General features: G+C 46.1%; 17 protein-coding genes. 6 read left to right on the top strand and 11 right to left on the bottom strand.

Annotation, left to right across the window (positions count from 1 at the left end; genetic code table 11):
- The 3 genes from GZ78_RS07145 to GZ78_RS07135 form a co-directional block, all read right to left on the bottom strand.
- Positions 1 to 2,409: a plasma-membrane proton-efflux P-type ATPase gene (locus GZ78_RS07145; protein WP_034833803.1), complete on the bottom strand. Its 2,409-nt coding sequence runs from the start codon at positions 2,407 to 2,409 to the stop codon at positions 1 to 3.
- Between the two features lie 89 nt (positions 2,410 to 2,498).
- Positions 2,499 to 2,975, bottom strand: a complete 477-nt coding sequence (locus tag GZ78_RS07140; RefSeq protein ID WP_034833794.1) for a hypothetical protein — start codon at positions 2,973 to 2,975, stop codon at positions 2,499 to 2,501.
- Positions 2,976 to 2,995: 20 nt separating this feature from the next.
- Entirely contained in the window at positions 2,996 to 4,036 is a 1,041-nt protein-coding gene (locus tag GZ78_RS07135) for a protein kinase family protein (protein ID WP_034833792.1), read from the bottom strand.
- A 193-nt stretch (positions 4,037 to 4,229) separates the two neighbouring features.
- On the opposite strand from GZ78_RS07135, the gene gltS reads away from it, so the two are divergent.
- The 3 genes from gltS (at position 4,230) to GZ78_RS07120 (ending at position 7,248) form a co-directional block, all read left to right on the top strand.
- Positions 4,230 to 5,426 (top strand): sodium/glutamate symporter, encoded by a 1,197-nt coding sequence (gene gltS / locus GZ78_RS07130; protein WP_034833791.1) that lies wholly within the window; start codon positions 4,230 to 4,232, stop codon positions 5,424 to 5,426.
- A 139-nt stretch (positions 5,427 to 5,565) separates the two neighbouring features.
- Positions 5,566 to 5,775 (top strand): hypothetical protein, encoded by a 210-nt coding sequence (locus GZ78_RS29815; RefSeq protein ID WP_034833789.1) that lies wholly within the window; start codon positions 5,566 to 5,568, stop codon positions 5,773 to 5,775.
- Between the two features lie 384 nt (positions 5,776 to 6,159).
- Positions 6,160 to 7,248 carry an AraC family transcriptional regulator gene (locus GZ78_RS07120; RefSeq protein ID WP_034833788.1) on the top strand — a complete coding sequence of 363 codons (1,089 nt, stop codon included), beginning with the start codon at positions 6,160 to 6,162 and terminating at the stop codon, positions 7,246 to 7,248.
- Between the two features lie 153 nt (positions 7,249 to 7,401).
- On the opposite strand, the gene GZ78_RS07115 is transcribed toward GZ78_RS07120, so the two are convergent.
- Positions 7,402 to 8,571: an acyl-CoA dehydrogenase family protein gene (locus GZ78_RS07115; RefSeq protein ID WP_034833786.1), complete on the bottom strand. Its 1,170-nt coding sequence runs from the start codon at positions 8,569 to 8,571 to the stop codon at positions 7,402 to 7,404.
- A gap of 108 nt (positions 8,572 to 8,679) precedes the next feature.
- On the opposite strand from GZ78_RS07115, the gene GZ78_RS07110 reads away from it, so the two are divergent.
- Both GZ78_RS07110 and GZ78_RS07105 read left to right on the top strand, forming a co-directional pair.
- Complete coding sequence (locus tag GZ78_RS07110) at positions 8,680 to 9,066, top strand: hypothetical protein (RefSeq protein WP_152558589.1); 387 nt, start codon at positions 8,680 to 8,682, stop codon at positions 9,064 to 9,066.
- Entirely contained in the window at positions 9,014 to 9,676 is a 663-nt protein-coding gene (locus GZ78_RS07105) for a hypothetical protein (RefSeq protein ID WP_161787330.1), read from the top strand. The genes GZ78_RS07110 and GZ78_RS07105 overlap by 53 nt, the downstream gene beginning before the upstream one ends.
- Positions 9,677 to 9,734: 58 nt before the next feature.
- On the opposite strand, the gene GZ78_RS07100 is transcribed toward GZ78_RS07105, so the two are convergent.
- The 6 genes from GZ78_RS07100 to GZ78_RS07075 all read right to left on the bottom strand — a co-directional run bounded on the left by GZ78_RS07100 (position 9,735) and on the right by GZ78_RS07075 (position 19,736).
- Complete coding sequence (locus GZ78_RS07100; RefSeq protein ID WP_034833781.1) at positions 9,735 to 11,111, bottom strand: DUF1329 domain-containing protein; 1,377 nt, start codon at positions 11,109 to 11,111, stop codon at positions 9,735 to 9,737.
- A gap of 39 nt (positions 11,112 to 11,150) precedes the next feature.
- The gene (locus GZ78_RS07095) at positions 11,151 to 12,686 is read right to left on the bottom strand and encodes a DUF1302 domain-containing protein (RefSeq protein WP_051785904.1); all 1,536 of its coding nucleotides are present in this window, start codon (positions 12,684 to 12,686) and stop codon (positions 11,151 to 11,153) included.
- 267 nt (positions 12,687 to 12,953) lie between these two features.
- Positions 12,954 to 14,330, bottom strand: a complete 1,377-nt coding sequence (locus GZ78_RS07090) for a DUF1329 domain-containing protein (RefSeq protein ID WP_034833779.1) — start codon at positions 14,328 to 14,330, stop codon at positions 12,954 to 12,956.
- 529 nt (positions 14,331 to 14,859) lie between these two features.
- A complete protein-coding gene (locus GZ78_RS07085; protein ID WP_236631491.1) occupies positions 14,860 to 16,245 on the bottom strand; it encodes a DUF1329 domain-containing protein in 1,386 nt (461 codons plus the stop codon).
- 229 nt (positions 16,246 to 16,474) lie between these two features.
- Positions 16,475 to 17,848, bottom strand: a complete 1,374-nt coding sequence (locus GZ78_RS07080) for a DUF1329 domain-containing protein (protein WP_034833778.1) — start codon at positions 17,846 to 17,848, stop codon at positions 16,475 to 16,477.
- A gap of 112 nt (positions 17,849 to 17,960) precedes the next feature.
- Positions 17,961 to 19,736 (bottom strand): DUF1302 domain-containing protein, encoded by a 1,776-nt coding sequence (locus GZ78_RS07075; RefSeq protein WP_034833776.1) that lies wholly within the window; start codon positions 19,734 to 19,736, stop codon positions 17,961 to 17,963.
- A gap of 378 nt (positions 19,737 to 20,114) precedes the next feature.
- On the opposite strand from GZ78_RS07075, the gene GZ78_RS07070 reads away from it, so the two are divergent.
- The gene (locus tag GZ78_RS07070) at positions 20,115 to 21,035 is read left to right on the top strand and encodes a hypothetical protein (protein ID WP_034833775.1); all 921 of its coding nucleotides are present in this window, start codon (positions 20,115 to 20,117) and stop codon (positions 21,033 to 21,035) included.
- 150 nt (positions 21,036 to 21,185) lie between these two features.
- Here the strand turns inward: GZ78_RS07070 and GZ78_RS07065 are convergent, their stop codons facing one another.
- Complete coding sequence (locus GZ78_RS07065; RefSeq protein ID WP_034834415.1) at positions 21,186 to 22,043, bottom strand: SDR family NAD(P)-dependent oxidoreductase; 858 nt, start codon at positions 22,041 to 22,043, stop codon at positions 21,186 to 21,188.
- Positions 22,044 to 22,136: the final 93 nt, after the last annotated feature.

The raw sequence follows: 22,136 nt of genomic DNA, 5'->3' as shown, positions 1-22,136 counted from the left end.
TCATACCACTCCTCTAAGCACTTTTCTGACACCGTTCAAAATGAACATCCATGCAAAAGCATAGAGCCATACAACACCGATTAGCTCGAAACTGATAGCAGGCATTAACAACCCGAATGCACAAATTAAAACGGCAACAATCTGAGTCAAAACAATAGCCAGAAACAGTTTGGGAGAAGGCCACGGTTTCATCCAGAACCAGTCATCATGACGACAAATAAACAACAGCAAGTGACCCGCTACAACCAACTGCAGAAACATCACAGTCTGCATCAGGTCAGTACTCAGTTGGTAAAACTGTGTCATCAAGGCCATCAAACCAAAGTTACCTATAACACTCACCAGCCCTAGCCCACTGGCCACTGTCAGTACTTTTTTCAACTGCCACTTCATAGGTTCTGACGAACTTCGGGTGTTGTCATAGGCAATAGTAATGATGGGGATATCATCCAATAATGCCAAGATAACAATCATAATGGCTGACAAAGGGACGACTCTGAGCAACAGCACTGATACAGCCACAAAAACCATCAGGTTTATGGTCATTGCAATACGATAATTTACATAGCTGATCATGCGCGCAAATATACGGCGGGCCTCTTCTACAGCCTGAATAATCACAGACAAACCCGGCAGTGTAAGTATCAGGTCTGCTGCAGCCCGGGCCGCATCCGTTGCGCCTGAAACCGCAATCCCGACATCCGCCTGCTTGAGTGCCGGTGCATCATTCACTCCATCTCCTGTCATTGCGACAACAAAACCTGACTTTTGCAGATTTTTCACAATACCGTACTTGTGCTCTGGAAAGACTCTGGCAAATCCTTCTGCTTCTACAATTGTTTTTTTGACAGGATCTGGAAGGTTCTCCATATCCGACTGGTCATCAAAAAGATCGTCCGCAGCCAATAACTCTTTCCCTAAACCCAGCTGGTCAGATATTTCTCTGCCTATCGCCAGATCGTCTCCTGTCACCATTTTCACATTCAAGCCATATGCCCTGGCTTGTGCAATTACTTCTTTTGAGTCTGCTCTGGGAGGGTCAAATAAGCTCAGTAGTCCTGTCAGTTGATAATGCCCCTGGTTATCTGTTCTGGCCACACCTAATGTTCGAAGCCCTTTTGCTGCCATTTCCCGAACATGTTCCAATGCATTGTCCCTGACCTCATTATTGTCCGTGCATAAATCGATAATGACCTGAGGAGCACCTTTAGTCACTTTGAAAAGCTGCTCTCCTTCCTTAATTGATGCTTCACTGCGCTTACTGACAGGATCGAACGGGATAAACTCAAGCCGCTCAAACGGTTGCATGCACTCACTTTTAACAGACCCACAAATCAAAGAATCTATGGCATCTTTGCCATCCGGGCTTGAAGCCATAGCTGCGACTAAATTCAAAGTTTCAGGAGAATCAGCAGCATAAAGAACAGGGTCACCAAACGTCAGCTTGTTCTGGGTGAGCGTTCCAGTTTTGTCGGAACACAGAATATCGACACTGGCCAACTCTTCAATAGCCTGCAGATGAGAAACAATGGCTTTCTTTTTCGACAGTAATAAAGCACCCAGTGCCATTGTTACTGATAACACAGCCGGCATTGCAACCGGGATAGACGCAATTACGAGCACAAGAACCAGCTCAATAATGCTTAAAACCGGCGCTTGCTGATACAGCTCTTTGGCGATGATCAAAACAGAAAAAAGCAAAGTGCCATAGATAAGAAACTTACCGATACCCAGCACAGACTCTTGAAAGTGAGAGATATTACCTGCGCTCTGAACCAGTTTTGCCGTATTACCAAAAAATGTCTGGCTACCGGTACTGGTCACCAATGCCTGCATATTCCCCTGTTTAACGACAGAGCCTGAATAAATGACGTCATTTACAACTTTGTCCACAGGCAGGGACTCCCCTGTCAGGGCAGCTTGATCCACACTCAAATATTTTCCATCACACAACAGACAATCGGCCGGCACTATATCGCCATTCTCGATATGAACAATGTCACCCGGTATCAACTCTCGAGCTGGCAGATCGGTCCATTTTCCATCACGCTTAACCCGGGCCTGAAGCGCCATGGACGACTTCAGCGCAGCCAGGGCATCTTGAGCTTTGCTGCTCTGAATAAATTCAATCAGTGAGTTCAACACCAGCATGAACAGAATGATAAAAAAATCCGGCCAGTGCCTTATAACCGCAGAGAGCACCGCAGCTATCTCAATTAGCCAGGGAATGGGTCCCCAATAAGTTTTGAAGAACTGTAACCATTTGCTTTCACGCTTATCCTCAAGCTCGTTGTACCCGAAGCGATGTAACCGGTCTTGAGCAGACTTTGATGAGAGTCCACTTAACGTGGTATCCAGCTGATCCAGAGCCTCTTTATAGGTTGCCCAGCCCGTTTGCTTTTCGGCCATAACAGAAACCACAGAAAGGAATGTTCGATGAAGATAGAGCTTAGATCATAGTTTGATGGATTCGAGTTTGAGGTTGACCCATCTGATCTCTACTTTCTAAAACAACTTCTTCCGAACAGACCTGTTTTTTGACATCGCTTCCTTTTCAAATGCAATCTCTGCTGGCTTTCCGGTTCTATATCAGACATGGCTTCCTTCAGATTTTTCTTCATTGATGCTAATGAACAACGCTTTTCTGCATCTCGATGCATAGCAGGGAAAACAACAGTGTTCATAACTTTCCCAGCTGTTCTACTTTCAGGTTTAGTATTCACAATGCATCTGCTCTGCAACTCCCCAGGCTTGAATGCATCTGTAATCATGGCTTTCTTATATCGAGTCTCTTTGTTATCAACCCGTTCTGTCTGATCGAAATAAGTTCGAAACTGACTAAAGAGCCAATCCAGATCAGGATGATGAGCATCCAACGACTTTTTCCTGTTCATCCAGACATAAGGAATTATCTGCCCGGTTGTCAGCTCCAGTAGAATCAATCCCGCTGAACAGATATCCGTTGATTCGCTCATCAACTCTCGTTGCTCACACGTCAATTCTTGAGCCATATAAAAACAAGGCGGTTCACTGTGCAGTGATCGTGGATTATCCATTCTGAAGTCAGACTGAAATCAATAATTTTAGGTACCAGTTTGCGATCCAACAGCACGTTGCCTGATTTCAAATCTCCATGAATCAATTTTAAAGAACTATGCAAATAACCCAATCCTTCTAATATACCTGCTTCAATATTCAATCGATTCACCAGAGGCTTTAATGCACACAGCATGGATTGCTGTTTTAGCAGGTTAGAGAAGACATAGGGTTCTTTTTCCATCACCAGTAACATAGGCAAACCCGTATGAAAGCCAAGGGCGCTGGCGATATTCAGATGGTTCATGGCAATCTGGGTATGAATTTCTCTAAGTCCGGAACGTTTCATTGAATCAGAAGCGCAGCCATCAACCTTGAACTCTTTTAAAGCCAAAGCCTCACCGGATTTCAAACGATCGGACTGAACAGAGTAAACCCGCCCAAAAGATCCCTCACCCAACAATGTTTTGTTGCTGATTAATGTCTTGACCTCTTCGGGTTCCAGAGCCCTGGCGCCCTGATTTCTCCCTGGCGTTAATAAATGCACTGTCTTGGGGGGTTTAGCCAGCTGAACCTCACGCCGGCTGTCTGCAATTAACTCAAGATTGAAGGATTGATCTGCTTCAGACTCAGCCTGAGAGCCAAATGCCCAGTTCAACACCTGATCAGAGTCCAGTTCAACCAGCCCCTGCGGCATTGCCAGGCTCTTCTCTGAGCGGATCACTGAAGATGGACTGGACTCAGGTGAATGACTCTCAGATTGAAAGCCTGATTCTGCAGGTGGCGTCAGATGACTCTTCACACAACCGGGAGGAGATACCGTTAACTCTCTGCCACTGGAAGTGGCCATTGAGCTGTGCCCACTGGATGACCGACTGCCAGAATGTGCTTTTTCAGGCGCGTGGAGCTTATCCTCAGACAATGAACGTTGCTTGAATTCAGAATTAACCGGTTGACTCTTCTGTATATAAGTCGGTGAATGCCCTGCAAACGGCTGCATTGATATTCCTCCATGAACATTGGCTGCATTAAAGCAGTGTTTTCACTGTCAGGTGGTAACAAAACCATTAGCAGCACTGACTATCTGCTCACTTTTTCAAGCCATGTCATAAATTCCATACTGGATGAATTTCAAAGCGATTAAGCACTGACTGCTATATTAAACTTGATATTTCAAATAATGAGCATTCTTCATGGTGCACCTGTCAGGCTTCTCTTTGCTCCTACTTGCCATCATTTCTTACAAAGTGGGGCGGTGGATTACCTCTCGGGTTTATTGCCTGCATCATTACCATATTCCCTCCCCAGTCACTGGTGGACTGCTATTCAGTGTTCTATTTGCCCTTCTGGACGGTTTCTTTGATTTCAAGGTGGATTGGGGGATTGGCCTCAGAGACGACTTACTGCTGATCTTTTTCTGTACGGTGGGCCTGAATGCCCGTTTCAGACTACTGGTTTCTGGCGGAAAAACTCTGCTCGTCTTGTTCTTTGTCATTTTCGGTTTTCTTGTTCTTCAAAACACCGTAGGTATATTGGCTGCCATAGGCTTGGGTGAGCCACCTATTCATGGACTGCTGGCCGGGACTATTTCCATGGCCGGGGGCCATGGAACGGCGATCAGCTGGGGCACTTTTCTGGAAGCACAAGGCTACCACCAGGCCACCGAATTTGGCCTTATGTCTGCCACCATGGGCTTAATCATGGGAGGGTTGCTCGGAGGACCTGTAGCCCATGCCCTGATCAAAAAACATAATCTGTGTCCTTCTCAAGCGGATACTAAAGGCTTTGCAATTCCCGAAAGTGTTGAAACACGTCAAATCAAACTTTGTATGCAGCAAATTTTAAATGTCATTCTCTTGATCAGTACCTGCATTATTCTGGGAAAATGGCTGAACGGTTATCTCAGAGCAGAAGGGATTGTGATGCCGAATTACTTACCCGTTTTGCTGATCGCTATTGTTTTTATCAATGTGTCTGATCTGGTGAACTATTCATTCAATGAACAGTTTATCAACCTGTTTGGCGATATCTGTCTGGAAATGTTCATCACCATGAGCCTGATGTCACTGAACCTGATACAGCTGGCTCACAGCGCTATGCCCGCTTTTTTCATCGTCATGATCCAGTCTCTGGTCATCTGCACGTTCGCCTACTGGATTATGTTTCGGGCTGCAGGCAAAGACTATGATGCCAGTCTGACTTCAGCCGGCTTCATTGGACTGGGACTAGGGGCAACCCCTGTCGGTTTAGCAAACATCAGCGCTCTGGCACATCGTTTTGGCCCCTCACCCAAGGCATATCTGATTGTTCCCCTGCTCGGCTCTGTTTATACCGACACCTTGAATGCCGTTATCTTACAGGGCTTCCTGAGCCTTTCTATTTTTCATTAAATTCGCCTTCAGAGCCCACTATCCCGGATACTTCATAAAATATCCGGGCCAGGTGCCTCATGGGTAGTTCACACGACAGACAACGTTCATAATCCTATGGACAATATCCGGGGATTTGTCCACAGGAAATCAGAAAAACATGACTACGCACACTCCTTCCTCCTGGAGAGTTGTCTTTTCTGCGGTACTCTCCCTGTCAGTTGTTCTGACGGGCTGTGCCAGCAAAAATGAGCAGGCAAGCTATGATCCCAATAAAACCTATACGCTGACTGTTCTGCATACCAATGATCACCATGGCCGCTTCTGGCAGAATGAAGACGGCGAATGGGGGATGGCTACCCCAAGCTGAATGATCATCCCGCGTACGTAGACACAGGTTATAAAGACGCAGACGTTCTTAAAGAGTTCGTAGAAAATCACACGTCTATTCGTGCAGATGCCTTCAGGCCTGAGGGGATCACAAGACTCTGATCGCAGTAAGGGAAAAGCCTCGCTTTTCCCTTTCCTAACCGCACAAAATACTCCTTCCTTAGAACCTTTTACTAAGACAAATGGCTGAAAATTGGATCAAGTCGACAAAATTTCATATCATGGCCGAACGGATCCATCCATTAGAAGAAGTAAATGCCTCTGACGCAAGAAAACGACCTACCCCTCCTGATCACCCCCTTTAGAGATTGGGTAGATTGTTTTTTAATCGCCAAGCACTGGATTACCAGGACCTAGAATAACGATGAGCGAGCAAGCCATACCCGCCAAATACGCACGACTGTTGCTCAAGGTAGCAGCAGAAAACGGCCATAAAGTAGATCAGATCGTTGAAGAGATCGGTTTCTCCTTCAACCCTATGGATCTGTCTCCTGATCAGCAACTGGAACAGGACATCTCGGCACAGGACTTCAGTCGTCTATACAGTCGGGTGTCAGACCTGCTCAAGGATGAATGCTTTGGAATTACCCGCACCAAAGTGCCCATGGGTACTTTCCGTATGTTCTGCTATAGCGTTATCCACAGCCCAAGCTTGCGTATAGCCCTGAGCAGAAGTGTGGATTTCTATGCCATGCTCTACGAAGCCAAAGGGCTAAATGTCAGTAAAGCAGCACCGTATTATCTGTCTGCGGACGGGGAATACGCGACTCTGGTGCACCGGACATTCCGGGTGGAGCCCTCTCATGACATGGACCTTCAGAAACAACTCACCATTATCAACTATATGTCCATGTGGCATCGTTTCATTTGCTGGCTGATCGGAACCTTTATCCCGATCAAAGAGGTCAAGGTTACTGGACCCGAAATTCTCAGCAATAGTGGCTACCGCTTCTATTTCGACTGCCCGATACATTTTCAACAGACAGAAAATGCCTTTACTTTCAAATCCCATTTTCTGGATGCACCTTTGGTGCATACCGAAGAGTCCCTGCACCAGTTCCTTAAAACAGCACCTCTGGAACTATTCACAATCGTCAATGAAGATGAAAGTGTGATTAAGAAAATTCGTTCACTCATCGGCAGTAATTTTACCCGCAAGATACCCGGGTTTGATGAAGTGGCAGAAATGTTGAACATTTCCTCCAGAACGTTACGCCGGAGACTGGAGAAAGAAGGCACTTCTTATCAGAGAGTAAAAGACGACTGTCGAAGAGATGCTGCCATTGATTATCTGACCCGTTCGGATATGAGCATTAACTCCGTCGCATCCCTGATGGGGTTTGATGAACCCAGCGCCTTCCACCGTTCTTTTAAAAAGTGGACCGGTATTACCCCGGGAGAATTCAGAAAGAGAAACAGTGTGAAGGAAACAGAAGCTGCAGTTGAGGAATAGCCCGGAAATAAATTCCTTAATTGCCCAAACCCCGTTCGGGCTGAGCTTATGTTTTAATCGGGAATTTATTTCGAGACAAATCCTTAACGGATTTTAGAACGGAAAAGAAACAAGGTGATGGAGCATCTGCATGACAACAGATGCTCCCAGACATCATCGGGCAGCTCTTCTCATACCCAGACCAAACATGGCAACCAGTTCACGCTGAACCTCGTTGACACCTCCACCAAAGGTGTTGATCTGACACTTACGGTACTCTTCTTCCAGCTCACCCTGAATCATGGCAGCCGAACTGTTCCGCTTCACCAATCCTGCAGGACCAACAACATCCAGCAACAGACGGTACACCTGAATCACACATTCAGTACTGTATACCTTAATACCGGACGCAAAAGCAGGATTCAGTTCATTTCTTTCCAGCTCCCAGGCCATGCGGGCATTTTTTACCTTCATGGCTTCCAGCAGGGTGTAGGCTTCTGCCAGTGCGCTTTGTACCCAGGGCTCATCAATCACACGCTGCCCATTAGGTTGTTCTTCACGAGCCCAATCCAACACTTTCTGATAGTTACCGATAGCGTTGATACCGATAGCTGCCAAACCTACACGCTCATGGTTCAACTGAGAGGTGATCAGCTTCCAGCCGCCATTCAGTTCACCCACAATCATGGAAGCAGGTACACGGACATCCTGGTAGTAGGTCATGTTTGTACGAACATCACCCATGGTGTAAATAGGAGCGACCGAAAAACCAGGTAGCTTAGTGTCCACCATGAACAAGGTAATGCCACCGTGCTTGGACTCTTTATCGGTTCTGGCTGCCAGCCAGATGTAGTCTGCACCTTCTGCACTACTGGTGAAGACCTTTGTACCATTGATGATGTAATCATCACCATCCTTGATAGCACTGGTATTCAGGGAAGCCAGGTCAGTACCGGCACCGGGCTCAGTGTAACCAATGGCAAAATGCACCTCTCCCTTGGCAATTTTTGGTAAGAACTCTTTCTTGTGTTCTTCAGAGCCATGGTCCATCAGTGCCGGACCTACCGTGTTCAGAGTCACGAAAGGAATCGGAGCACCAGCCAGTTCAGCTTCTTCAAAGAAGATCAGCTGTTCACTGGTTGAGCGACCCTGGCCACCGTATTCTTTAGGCCAGCCAAGAGCCAGCCACCCGTCTTCACCCATCTGGCGGATAACGCTCATATACGTATCTCCGCTCTCATTCCCGTGACAGGCTTCCTTAACCTCAGGCGTGATCAGTTTGGAGAAATACTCTCGCAGTTCGCGGCGAAGCTCTTTCTGTTCAGCAGTGTTTTCTATATACATGATCGTGTCCTTCACCAGGCTTAATAGCGCCTATGGCTGGAGCCGGTTTATTCTTTTTTTCACAGTAGCAAAACTACACCTCAGCCTGTAATCCCCTCAATAGCAAAAGTGGACAAGACGAACTCACAAATTCTACAAACAGATGAATTTGTGCTAATTTCTGGAACAGTTTTTCAAGAAAACAACTTTTCTTCCTTAATCTCTATTCCTGACTGGTTTGTCTCTTCTTTCTCCTTACCGGAGGCTCCAATGAAACACCTTTCAAGATTCTTTTTTCTGATTTTTCTGACCGCCGGATTTACCCAAGTCGCACTTTCTGACAACTCCGATGCAACGGACCAGCCTACGATCGCACAGGCGGCCTCTCTGGTAACGACAAGCTATTCCTGTCAGGACATAAACACGGGGAAATACTATGTGGTCAGCTTTCTGAACATGGAAGGTGTTTCAACGCCAGAGCTTGCATCACAAGCCCTGCGAACAGCACTACATTGAAAACGCCAAGTGCCAATCTACAGCGGATCTTGCCAAGCAGGCTGACCAGTCGGGTGAAATACCTGATCTCAGTGACACCAATATTGTGAAAAAAGTAGCTATCAAGCTCCAGAGTATGGAAACAGCGGCTAAAGCCGGCGGACTGACTCAAGCAGGCTACACTGGCAGCGAGAAGCTCGGACGCGATGTCTATATATCTCCAATAGAAGAAGACTTGAGAGGCGCTTCCTCAAAAATGAAAGCAGCACAGGTACTTGTTTGGACTCTGGCGCTCAGTGCCGCAGGGTTAGCTTTCTTTGGTACTTCTCTGGCACCTGCAGCCATTTCAGTTACCTTGGCAGTAGGAACCGGACTCCTGGCAATGGCTTTAGATTCCCATTTTGGTGCTACAAAAGCTTTTGTGATTTCGGGACTACAATTTGGACATAAATGGTTACTGCAACCTGTTTACACCCGTTTCTGGAGTTATCTCGTCAAACCTGCTCTCTACTACACCATTTTTAGCACTCTCTGGGTCCTTCAGTGGTTCAGCCCTGAAGGTATTCAGCAAGTACAGAACTACATTCTTCCTAAACTGGCACCTGCTGCGGCTGTAGCCAAAAATAACTAAGCATAAAAAAACGGCGTACCTGCTTCCAGATACGCCGTTTTTTTACGCAGTTAAAACATTAACGTACGCCAATCTTACGCAAGTTAGACGGGGTGAAGTACGAAATCTGTTTTGGATCCTGGTTTACGATGGGCTGAACAGGTTCTTTATTGAACAGGTCAGCAGCCAGATACTCCCGGGACACCAGGTCATAGTAAAGCACTGAGCGACGCTCGATACCTGGCATATCATACATGTTGATAGTATTGACCAGCGTAGTACGCCACAGTACGTCACGGTTATCGTACTGGTCTACTTGCATGACCATCCAGCTGTCTTCGTCCAGGAAGAACTCACGTGTTTTGTACACATGACGCTCACCTTCCTTCAGCTCGGCACGAACCACCCAGACACGGTGCAGTTCATAACGCATGTAGTCAGGATTAGCATGGCCTTGAGGCAGAAGCTCTTTGAAATCTACATCCTTGTTTTCAAACTTGTAGTTGTTGTAAGGAACATACATTTCCTTTTTGCCAACCAGCTTCCAGTTGTACTTGTCTGGAGAACCATTGTAACCGTATGAACCATCAGTCGTTCTCAGCTTGCCGAGCCCCTGTGGAGTATCATAGGAGACAGTTGGCGCACGACGTACACGACGAACTCCCGGTGTATAAGACCATGCTGCACGAGGCTGATCTTTTGGATTAATGTATTCGTAAGCCAGAACAGCCTTACCTTTTTCACGAGTAGGGGCCAGAGTCTGAACCGTCTGATACAAACGAGGTAACCTCTGCTCCTGGAAGGCATTCAGGGTCATCTCAGGGTCGTAGTAAGGTGCCAGACGAGTGACTGTCTGCCTACCGGATTGCTGCGAACCATTACGATACACCAGAACATCGGTAGCGGTTGCCTGCCAGTAGTGCGAACCACTCTTCAGCAGCATATTCCAGATCGCTTCAACGCCGCTCTGGGGGATCGGGAAAGGAGGTCCACCAAAAGCATTGATGACACCATCTCCACCATCGACCACTTCGGCGCGAGTGGCATTGGCAATGACATTATTCTCAGCAAACTCTGAGAATCGCCCATCACGGTGAGAAGGATAGATATTCATCTTGAAGGTTTCGGGGTACAGCTTGAACAGCTCAATCATACCCGGAGCCAGTTTATCCTTATACTGATTCGCGTTTTCAGCCGTAATAGTAAACAGTACCTTATCGTCAGCATAAGGGTCGACGTAGCGTGTACCGGGCCCCTGATAGCCTTCAGGAATTTTGAAATCAGGATTCCAGGCTGGAATAGTGCCTTCTTTGTTACCTGCCATCTCAGCCCCCATAGGGGTGAGCGTTTTACCCAGCTTGGCGGCTTCTTCAGGAGAAACCTTGGCCTGGGCAGTCGAGGCCAGTAAGGCCAGACTGGTAAGACCGACAGTGAGAAGGGATTTTGTTCTTATCATAATTACCTTTCCTTAACGACTGGCTCAGAAGCTGTGCTCTTAAAAGCTATATTTGGCATTGAACGAGACGTAGTCACGATCAGTGATCGCATTATCTTCATAATCACCGAAGAAAGCAGAGTAGTTGAAGGCAAACTCCAGACCACCCTGGTATATAAACTTGGCACCTACACTGGCACGATCCGAATTGTTACCGGTCGACGTAAAGTTACCAGCTTTTGAATGACCTTTAATGTTATGGCGGAAGCTGATTGGAACTTCCATATCAACACCAGGCAGAACGCTGTTGTAACTCAGGGTCATCAGAGCGGCTACGCCAGCCCCTTCTGATTCTTCACCTGGCTTGACCTTTGCACCCACCAGTCTGTTATAGCCAGCTTCACCACTGAGAATAAAATCATCGGAAAAAGGTGTAACACCAAAAGAATGTGTGAATGAAACCTGTGCCTGGATTGTGTCATCTCTTTCATCCAGGTTGTTTGTATTCAGAGCAACAGCACCTTTTCGATAGGCAACTTCTGCACCTACATTGGTTTCACCAATCAGGGTACCGGCACTAGCTCCGATAAGTTTCACATTCTCCAGATAATCCAGATAGTAAGCAGTAGGAACAACAGAATCTGCTCGTGGGTTAAATACAAAATCCGTCATCACCAGCGCAGGGGCTTTATCATGGTAATTCAGATAGTAGACACCAAATTCAGTACCACTTCCGACATTTTCGGCATAGTAGTTTAATGCAACCCCCCACTGACCACTGTCGCCTGGATCATTATCCTGCTTTCTTCTCAGGGGAGATAAATCTTTGCCTGCTTCGTCCAGCAAATCATTCGTGCTGAAATAACTTCCTGCTTCATTCAATTCGGTCTTGGACCATTCCCATTGAGAATACGCAGCCAGAGCAAGGTTGTCAGTCAGATCAATCTGGGCAAAAACCTGTCCAACCGGGAGCAAAATATCTTTAACTTCGACTCCCGGAATATTGGACTTAGTGCCATCTGCCGGGCTCATCGAGCTACTAATACCGGAGATAAACAAACTCTCTCCCCAGCTAACAACCTGACGACCCACACGAACATTCAGATTTCTATCCAGAACATCAAAGTTACCGTAAACGAACGCATCCAGCAGTCGGGCATCCTTTGCATGAGCATCCTGAGTTTTGTCACTGAACCCTGGATTTCCCAGCGCATCGTTATCTGTTTCGCCGAAATACGCATCGTCGTAGAAAGCACTACCTCGGATGAATGCACCATAATCACGATACTGAACACTGACCTCTGACAGAATCGATGCCCTGTTAGTAATCATGGCATCTTTATCAAAGTTCAGGTTACCGGTATTGGTACCCGCATCCTTATCAGGGCTTTCAGCCCTCCAGGCAGCGGAATAGGTCAGCGTATTATCCCAATCCACGAGTACTTCGCCAAACTCATAAGAGAGGGCGTGAGCATTCAGGGACATGGAAGAAACAGCAGAGGCGACGGCAATCGTTAACAGAGACTTTCGCACACCGATAGAACCGGCAAGGTGTGGATTTTCAGTAGCGTACGTTTTTTTTATTTTATACTTCATTACAACATCCTTGAGCGTAAGCCTGTCGGTGGGTACAAACAAATCTGCTTGTTTCCCCCCTGCAACAACCGCTCTTTAGAACAGCATTACAACCAACGTCAACGGCGAATAGTTTTTTATTATTCTGACACGCTGAAAAATACTCACTATCCCATATGCAAACAATGACAAAATCGGCCAAAACGCCAGAACACTTTTTGACATAGCGCACAAAAAGGGCGCCGGGCGCCCTTTTTGTAAACTGCTAACTATTATTAGCTTTGAAGCTTAGCGAACACCAAGCTTGCGAAGTGTACCTGGCTTAAAGTAAGCCACATCTTTTACATTGGTGTTAATGGGTTGCTGAGAATCTATGTAGTTGTTCAATGTATCAACCAGATACTCACGAGACAGCAGATCGTGGTACATAGAAGCTCGTCTTTTAACGCCAGGCAGATCAAACATATTGATGGAGTTCAGCATAGTTACACGCCACAGCACATCACGGCCATCGTAAAGATCGACGATAGAAGGTACCCAGCTGTCCTCATCCACATACAGCACTCGGGTTTTGAAGACATTACGCTCGTCAGCTTTCAAAGTCGCCTCAACCTTCCAGACACGATGCAGCTCATAGCGCATCAGATCAGGATTCGCATGGCCTGCTGTGAGCAACTGATCCATAGGTTCTTCAGCATTCTCGAACTTATAGGAGTTGTATGGGATATAAAGCTCTGTTTTACCCAACAGTTTCCAATCGTATTTATCGGTCGCACCATTAAAGCCGTATGAACTGTCTACAGGGTTAAAGTTACCCAAACCCTGAGGTGAATCATAGGCTACCGTAGGCGCACGCCTTACACGACGAACTCCAGGTGTATAGGACCAGGCAGAACGCGGGTTGACCGACTGATCAGCAGGCTCGTGAACCAGAATGGATTTCCCTTTATCCCGGGAAGGCAAAAAACGCTCCACTATCTGATACAGACGGGGAGAATTACTGCCCTGAAATGTCTCAATACTGCTACTGGGATCAAAATAAGGCGCCCGGGTCGTTACCTTTCTCTTACCAACCAGATGTGAACCATCTCGGTACACGACAACGGTATTCGTTGTAAGCACGTCAAAGAAGGCGGTACCACCCTGATTTAAATTCCAAGCTACCTGCTCACCATTGGTTGGAATCGGGAACGGTGCACCACCAAATGCATTTTTAACGCCATTCCCCCCTTCAGAAAGCGTCGCCCGGGTGGCATTCAGTACGGTATTTTTTTGAATAAAGTCAGAATAGCTACCGTCCCTGTGAGACGGATAAATGTGCATCTTGAAAGTTTCCGGATAGGTTTCAAACAGTTTGACCTGCCCGGGAGAGAGTTTGTCTTTGTGTTTATCTACATTCGCCGCTGTAATGGTAAAAAGAGGCTTTTCGTCCGCATAAGGATCCGGATATTCCGATCCACTGCCCTTATAATTCGCAGGCGGCTTAAAGTCAGGATTCCAGGCAGGAATCGTTCCTTCAGCATTACCGGCCCGAATAGCACCCACCGGGGTTAATTCTTTCCCCAGCTTGGCCGCTTCCTCAGGCGTGACTTTTGCAGATAGACCCGTTGCAGTGATTAATGCTCCTACAATACTACCGGCCAGAAGAGATTTTTTTATTATCATTTTTTCTTTCCTTGGCTTTTCATGGTGCTAAAGGCACTTGAACCGCAACTCATCGCCTCCCTCTCAGGCACAAGAGGATAAGGACAGATGGTTTTCTCCGACTGCGGCATTCGGTAAAGCAGAGACGATCACGGTACAGAGCAACAGTAGCTCAGACTGGTTCCTGAAAGCTTCAGGAGGCGGGAAAACTTCCGTGATTGTACGTTTATTACCTGTGACGGTGATGACAGCCTTAATGGCTGGAAGAAAGCACTCATCCCGCTCACAGCTCTTTATTGTTATTATTATTCTCATCAGTCTCGAGTGGCATGACTGGAAATTGTCGAACACCCTCAAAAACAGCTTTCACGTACAATTTCTAAGACAGAGACAGTTAAATTACATACTCCATTTCACATAGGGTTTTAATCAAAAACTATCTTCTAGCAGCGACCTCCTCAATGACGTTTTCGGCCATTTATCATTAACACAAAGCGCTCAGAATAAAAGCTACAGGGTTGAATTCGATTGAACCCAACCCTGTCCATAATTAACGAACGCCTAATTTACGTAATGTACTCGGAGTAAAATAACTCACATCTTTAATGTCAGTATTAATAGGCTTATTCTTACTCCTGTTATAAACCTCACCCGCCATATACTCTCTTGAGATCAGATCCTGATAAATAGAGGTACGTCTGGAAATACCCGGCATATCATAACGGTTGATGGAGTTTACAAAGGTTACGCGCCAAAGGTTGTCACGACCGTCGTACATATCCACAACAGCCGGAATCCAGCCATCTTCCTCAACATGAAGCACGCGCTTCTTGAAGACATTACGCTCGCCGTCTTTCAAGTTGGCCTCTACGACCCATACCCTGTGCAATTCATAACGCATATGCTCTGGGTTTGGATGGTTTGCAGGGAACATGTCCTTAAATTCAAGGGTTGGATCTTCAAACTTGTACGCATTGTAAGGAATATAAAGCTCTTTCTTACCGATCAGCTTCCAATCGTATTTATCGGTCGCACCATTAAAACCGAATGAACTGTCAACCGGCAGGAAGTTACCCAATCCCTGAGGGGAATCATACGCTACGGTAGGCGCCCTTCTCACTCTACGCACCCCGGGTGTATAAGACCAGGCTGCTCGAGCCATAGCACTCTGATCCAGAGGCTCATGAACTACGATGGACTTACCTTTGTCCCGGGTCGGAGCGTGCCTTTGAACTAACTGATACAGTTTGGGGTAGTTCTTGGCCTGAAACTCTTCAATGTCGCTATTGGGGTCAAAATAAGGAGCCAGACGAGTGACCGTTTTACTGCCTACCAGTTGAGTACCGTCGCGATAAACAATAATGTTACTGGCAGTTTCACTGTAAAAATAAGGCGTACCCGCCTGGTTAGCGTTCCAGATCACCTCTTCACCCGATCTGGGTATAGGGAAAGGTGCACCACCAAAAGAATTCACAACCCCATTACCACCGGGAGCCATTGTCGCTCGAGTGGCATTAAGAATCGTATTCTTTTCAGTAAAGTCTGAATATTTACCATCCCTGTGTGAAGGGTAAATATTCATCTTGAAAGTATCCGGATACGTTTTGAACATTTTCTGAGTACCCGGAGACAACTTGTCCTTGTACTGCTCAAAGTTCTTGGCGGTGATGGTGAAAAGAGGCTTCTCACCGGCATAAGGATCAACATAAGGACTGCCACTGCCCTTGTAGTCAGCCGGAGCTTTAAAATCGGGATTCCAGGCAGGAATCGTACCCTCTTTATTGCCCGCTCTTTCAGCACCCACCGGGGTCAATTCTTTACCCAGCCTGACGGCTTCTTCCGGTGAGACTTTGGCATGAGCCGACAATGCGGTCATGGTGGCTAATAAACTAACAACTGGGGCTGCCAATAGTGATTTTTTTATTTTTATTTTCATAATCATTCTATTTTTTCAGTCAGAGACTCAATGCTTTGGCAAGCAACCGCAAGCAGGCTTATTCCTGCCCCGGCACGTGAAAACGCTCGCATTCTCACGAAATACAGTCAGTTATCACAGCAAATACAAAAATAACTTTTTCATTGGAGAGTGATTTCAGCACGAAAACACTTTCTTCTGTCTGATCCTCGTTGAATTTAAATGGGGCTGATGAATGCCCCGGTTATAATTAACGCACACCCAGTTTTCTAAGTGTGCCCGGAGTAAAGTAAGAAACCTGTTTTGCGTTTTCGTTAACAGGCTGTTGTTCTTCCCTGTTATAAACTTCGTTGGCCAGATATTCTCTTGATATCAAATCGAAGTAGAACATGGTTCTTCTTTGAATACCGGGCAAATCATACATATTGATACTGTTCTGCAAACTCGTACGCCAGAGTGTGCCCCTGTTATCATACTGATCTATAAGTATGGGTAACCAGGTATCTTCATCTATAAAGAACTGACGTTTTTTATAGACATTACGCTCACCCTTTTTCAAATTGGCTTCCAGCACTAAAACCCGATGCAATTCGTATCGCATGAATTCAGGATTTGGATGCCCCTTTGGCAACAGTTCCTTAAACTCGGCGCCTTCCTGCTCGAATTTGTAGCTGTTGTAGGGAATGTACATTTCTTTCTTGCCGACCAGAGTCCAGTCGTACTTATCTACATTGCCATTAAAGCCATAAGAGCTGTCTGTCGTTCGAATTTTGCCCAACCCCTGCGGTGTATCATAAGAAATGGTTGGAGCTCTTCGAACTCGACGCACACCGGGGGTATAAGACCACGCAGCCCTTGGGCTTTCATCTCGATTCAGAAACTCATGGACCAGAGTGCTTTTTCCCTTATCTCTGCTGGGAGCATGAGACAGGTTGATTTGCAGCAGCCTTGGCAGCTCCTGATCTTCATAGCTCTTCAAATTGAGCTCAGGATCAAAATAAGGAGTCAACCTGATGACCGTATTTCGTCCCACAAGGTGGCGGCCATTACGATAAACCATCACATCATGAGTAGTGGACTCACGATACAGAGGTCCTGCGGCCACGGTCATATTCCAGACAACTTCCATACCCGTTTTAGGAATAGGGAAAGGACTGCCGCCAAAAGCATTTTCAATACCATTACCGCCGCTGACCACCTCAGCACGGGTCGCATTCAAACGGGTATTTTTAACAATAAAATCGGAATACCCACCGTCTCGATGAGACGGATAAACATTCATTTTGAATGTTCTGGGATACATTCTGAACATAGCGGCAAGTCCGGGAGACAGCTTGTCCTGATGCTCACGGTAATTCTCTTTGGTGATGGTCAGAATGGGTTTTTCATTAGCATAGGGGTCAGGATAACGATCCCCGGGCACATATCCTTCGGGCGGTTTGAAGTCCGGATTCCAGGCAGGAATCGTCCCCTGTTCGTTACCTGCTCGAATCGCTCCCATGGGCGTTAATTCAGAGTCCAGCCTTTTAGCTTCTTCTGGTGTCACTTTGGCGTTGGCATTCAGGGCAAATGCCACAGCCGCACATGCTACTAAAACAGGGGCCGCCAGAACCGTTCTTATCATTATTCTACTCCTTGTTCTGAAAATGCAGCGAACCCGTACTTATCATTACCTTACAAGTTAAAAGTACGCTGCATTTCAACGCTCCGGGCCAGAAGGCCCACTTACTCTTACATCAGAAGCTGTACTTCACGTTCAGAGCGACATAATCCCTGTCGGTATAAGCGTTATCTTCGGCTTTACCAAAATAGGCGTTGTAGCTGAGGCCGGCTTCCCACTGATCTTGATAGAAGAACTTGGCGCCAATACTCAGACGATCTGAGTTAGAACCAGTAGCAGTAAAGGTACCTGCAGCAGACTTGCCATCAATGTTGTGTCTGAAGCTGATCGGCACTTCCAGATTAGTGGCCGGGAAGATATTGTTGTATTTCAGGGTTACCATACCGGCTAAACCAGAGCCATGAAGCTCTGCGGTAGACTGAATTTCATCCTTATCTTTACCAAGAACCTGGTTGTAGCCAATTTCACCGGTGAACAGCACTTCATCAGCCAGACGGGTCACACCAAAAGAATGGATCATGGAAAGCTGAGCCTGAACTGTATCAGCTCTCATGGCAGTGCCATTTTGATCAAGTACAGTGGTGTCTTTTCGCAATGCGATCTCACCACCAACATTAGTATCTCCAATCAAAGTACCAAAACTGGTTCCAATCAGTTTGATGTTTTCAAAGTACTCGATATGATAAGTACCGATAGGTACCTGTGCTCTATTAGCCGCTGGAATGTTACTTTCATAGGTTGTGTTTAAAGCACTTAGAAATGGATTTGCCGCTACAGCTGCATCAGAATATGGTTGATAGTTACTTAGACTTCTGACAACATTCGCCGGTGTTTTTTCATGATAGTTAATATAATAAAGACCAAACTCTGTACCATTACCCAAATTCTCAGCAAAGTAATTGAAGGCTAGACCCCACTGCCCATCATCATCAGCATCAATATCTTTACCTCTTCTTATTCCAGGTGCATCTATAGAGTTAGCACCTACTGCACTAGCCACTGGAGCTGGAGCATTGGCTATAATGCCTTGTCTCATTAATTCAACATTCTGCTCCAATGTTGCAAATTGCTCAGCTGGCAAGAGACTTTCACCACCTTCATCAATACCATCACTGACACTGAAGAAACTACCAACAGCATTTGTCTCAGTTTTTGCCCACTCCCATTGACTGTAGGCTGCAACACTAAGATTTTCTGTCAAGTCTAACTGTGCAAAAACCTGGCCTACTGGCAAATAGATGTCCTTAACCTCAACCCCTGCCACATTACTTTTAGTGCCATCAACCGGACTCATTGCCAAGCCAATATTACCAATAAAAATACTCTCACCCCAGTTAACAACCTGTCGGCCAACTCGGACATTAAGGTTTCTGTTTGCAACATCAAAATTGCCGTAAACAAAAGCATCCAGCAAACGGGCTTTTTTACCGTGAGCATCTTTAGTCTCGTCGGTGAACTCGTTATAGGCCACTGAGAGATTGTTATTGGTTAATGGGCTATCGTTATCATTTTTACCAAAATAGGCGTCATCATAAAAAGCACTACCCCGGACGAAAGCGCCCATATTCTGATAACGAATATCCATTTCACTCAGTACAGAGAAACGGTTGGTAACCATCGAACCTTTTTCAAAGTTACGGTTACCATCGTCACCCAGCGAATTACCAATCAAATCATCGTTATGATCACTCATCCGCCATGCGGCTGAATAGTTGAGTGTGGTATCCCAATCAACAGAGACTTCGTCCGTAGGCTGGAAAGAAAGCGACCAGGCAGGGGCAGACATACTGGCAACCACGGTGGCGATAGCCACTGGCAGCAGTTTGATGCGATTATTGCTTGAATGAGAAACAGCGTCCTGCTTAACAGTCTTTATTGTTTTATTTTTCATAAGAGGCCCCGAAGAGGAGGCTGAGATGCTTGCAGAAAACTCCCTTACTGCTTATGACGCATGCTCTACTACCAGCCTTGTGTGTTATTTTTTTTCTTATAAGTTGGCTGGTGTTAACACTATTCGGAGTCCTTGTTATGGACAATAACAAATCTGGCCATTCGAGTTTTACATAATCAGCCAAGCACCCGGATTCTAACCAGCCGCGTAAATGCATAAACAGGAAAACAGCGGATTAAAGTGACAGAATTTAAGCGCTTCAGGAACTTTTCACCCTATATTGAATCTCTAAGAGGCTGACCGAAAATAGCGTCCGTAACGAGGACAGCAAAAAATGCCCGGCCAGCTACTCAGAAGCATTCAACCGGTAAAGACGTAATGAGAAATATTAATATTTTCCTGCTACTTGCCCTGTTTTCATTAGGAAGCGAGGCTTATGATAAAATGGATGACAATCTGGCCCCAGTTTATCAAGCAATAACTGAAAAAGCTTTGCCAGGTATCTCAGGGTTTATTAACGCCCTTATTGAGGAAGAGTCAGACGATTTCAGCGATAACTGGTTTGTTATCAGGGCTCAATGCGCCTATTTCAGTTGGGCTAATGCAGTCAACAGAGCCATTACCAACAACCAGGACCTGCCAGACAACGGCCAGTTAATCCATGACACATTTGACTCTGTGTACTGTTTCAATCTGCCACAAAACAGCCAAATACAGATTCCAGATCTATCCTCCTCGCAGCCTTTTTCACACAATACCCCTCACTACCCAACAGAATCTGGCACTTATATGCCATTTTCTTCCACAGCATCTTATGTTCAAAACATGCCAAGCTATGAAGAACTCGACCCTGAAGACTTTGAAAGTGCAGACCTCATGAGAAGCCGTATCGTTCTCGAAACAATTCTTTTTATGCTCGGTACAAAGACTCAGGAACCAACAACGGTATGGAGGCAATTTCACTCCAAACACTTTAGAGCCGCTATGAGGCCGTTTCACTGTAGTCGATTTATTGAAGAAGATTACAACCAATATCAAAACTGCTTAACAATGCAAAGCAGCGACGATATCAAGCGTTCAAACCATGCCATTAAACTGACAAACATAGCCTTGGGTGATTACCAACCTAGCATGCAACCAGACATCCACTCTTTTGATAGTTATGGCTATCAATCGGGTTTTGCCATTGCCGCAAACAACGCTAACTTCATGCAGATTAGCCGTTATCATACGGGCTATTCTGTTGTGGCAGAAACCTTTATATTTTTGGCTCTTCTGAGAAACACGCTGTTACACTGATATAGAAAAAAATCGTTCGATCTTGCTTTTCAGACTCGATAGTTACCATATTTTTCTTTCACGACATTCATACCAATCATCCTTTCAAAATGCTCTATTACGAAGCTATTTGAGATTTGAAAGGTTGATTGGTATAACCAGGATAACTATCTACTCAACAATTGCAGGATGAGCTTGAACCGGTGCTCCTAACATATCGCTATAGCTCGGCTTTTTATTGCCGTCGACATCCAGAATTCCGTATTCATCAGCCTGTTCAGCAACCACCAGTACTTTACCACTGAGCGCCATTCTTTGAGGATCATCGTGAATCGCATTGACCACCATACCGGTCAGCTGCGGACTCTCTGCCACAGGCATAAAGTCTTTGTACTGCTCCGGATTTTCTTCCCAGACTTTTTCTGTTCTTTCCGTTCTGAGCGGCCCCATCCAAAGAGAAACAGCCGTAACATTATGATCACGAAGATCCACGCCCATATCCTTGGCAAACTTATCCACACCCACTTTCTGGGCGCCATAAGCCGGGCCATGCATATAGCAGCTACTACCAAAAGATGAAGTGAAGGCAATGACACCGCTTTTTTGTTCTACCATCATCTGGGCTGCATAATAGCTGACAATATAGGCAGAACGCAGACCCACATCCAGAATGTTGACCAGGTCCAGCGACTTGGTCCAGAAACCACCCGGCTGAATCAATTGATCATGGATCGTTGTGGCGTTATTAACGACCACATCCAGACGACCAAAGTCTTTCTTGATGGTATCAAACAAAGCACGAACGTCGGCATCATTACTGTGATCAACCGCAACCGCGACACCACGACCACCGGCTTCATCAATTTCCTTAGCCGTTTGATAAATAGTACCGGGTAAGGGTGCTTCACCTTCCTGCTTGGTTCGACCGGTAATAATGACGGTTGCACCACTCCTGGCCAGAGCCAGCGCAATGCCTTTACCGGCTCCCCGACTGGCGCCAGTCACCAGACAAATTTTTTCAGTGCCCATTTTATCTCTCTTATTATTGTTTGTTACAGAAGCTAAGGAATAGTCCGTAAATAACTTCCTTATTTGCCCCCCCTCCGTTCGGGCTGAGCCTGT

The sequence above is a fragment of the Endozoicomonas numazuensis genome, assembly GCF_000722635.1.
GTDB classification, from domain to species: Bacteria; Pseudomonadota; Gammaproteobacteria; order Pseudomonadales; family Endozoicomonadaceae; genus Endozoicomonas_A; species Endozoicomonas_A numazuensis.
This window is presented reverse-complemented; position numbering and strand designations above follow the sequence as displayed.

Excerpts from the sequence above, each read along its gene's own strand:
- GZ78_RS07145 (WP_034833803.1), bottom strand. The coding sequence starts at position 2,409 with ATGGCCGAAAAGCAAACGGGCTGGGCAACCTATAAAGAGGCTCTGGAT.
- GZ78_RS07140 (WP_034833794.1), bottom strand. The coding sequence starts at position 2,975 with ATGAGCGAATCAACGGATATCTGTTCAGCGGGATTGATTCTACTGGAG.
- GZ78_RS07135 (WP_034833792.1), bottom strand. The coding sequence starts at position 4,036 with ATGCAGCCGTTTGCAGGGCATTCACCGACTTATATACAGAAGAGTCAA.
- gltS (WP_034833791.1), top strand. The coding sequence starts at position 4,230 with ATGGTGCACCTGTCAGGCTTCTCTTTGCTCCTACTTGCCATCATTTCT.
- GZ78_RS29815 (WP_034833789.1), top strand. The coding sequence starts at position 5,566 with ATGACTACGCACACTCCTTCCTCCTGGAGAGTTGTCTTTTCTGCGGTA.
- GZ78_RS07120 (WP_034833788.1), top strand. The coding sequence starts at position 6,160 with ATGAGCGAGCAAGCCATACCCGCCAAATACGCACGACTGTTGCTCAAG.
- GZ78_RS07115 (WP_034833786.1), bottom strand. The coding sequence starts at position 8,571 with ATGTATATAGAAAACACTGCTGAACAGAAAGAGCTTCGCCGCGAACTG.
- GZ78_RS07100 (WP_034833781.1), bottom strand. The coding sequence starts at position 11,111 with ATGATAAGAACAAAATCCCTTCTCACTGTCGGTCTTACCAGTCTGGCC.
- GZ78_RS07095 (WP_051785904.1), bottom strand. The coding sequence starts at position 12,686 with ATGAAGTATAAAATAAAAAAAACGTACGCTACTGAAAATCCACACCTT.
- GZ78_RS07090 (WP_034833779.1), bottom strand. The coding sequence starts at position 14,330 with ATGATAATAAAAAAATCTCTTCTGGCCGGTAGTATTGTAGGAGCATTA.
- GZ78_RS07085 (WP_236631491.1), bottom strand. The coding sequence starts at position 16,245 with ATGAAAATAAAAATAAAAAAATCACTATTGGCAGCCCCAGTTGTTAGT.
- GZ78_RS07080 (WP_034833778.1), bottom strand. The coding sequence starts at position 17,848 with ATGATAAGAACGGTTCTGGCGGCCCCTGTTTTAGTAGCATGTGCGGCT.
- GZ78_RS07075 (WP_034833776.1), bottom strand. The coding sequence starts at position 19,736 with ATGAAAAATAAAACAATAAAGACTGTTAAGCAGGACGCTGTTTCTCAT.
- GZ78_RS07070 (WP_034833775.1), top strand. The coding sequence starts at position 20,115 with ATGAGAAATATTAATATTTTCCTGCTACTTGCCCTGTTTTCATTAGGA.
- GZ78_RS07065 (WP_034834415.1), bottom strand. The coding sequence starts at position 22,043 with ATGGGCACTGAAAAAATTTGTCTGGTGACTGGCGCCAGTCGGGGAGCC.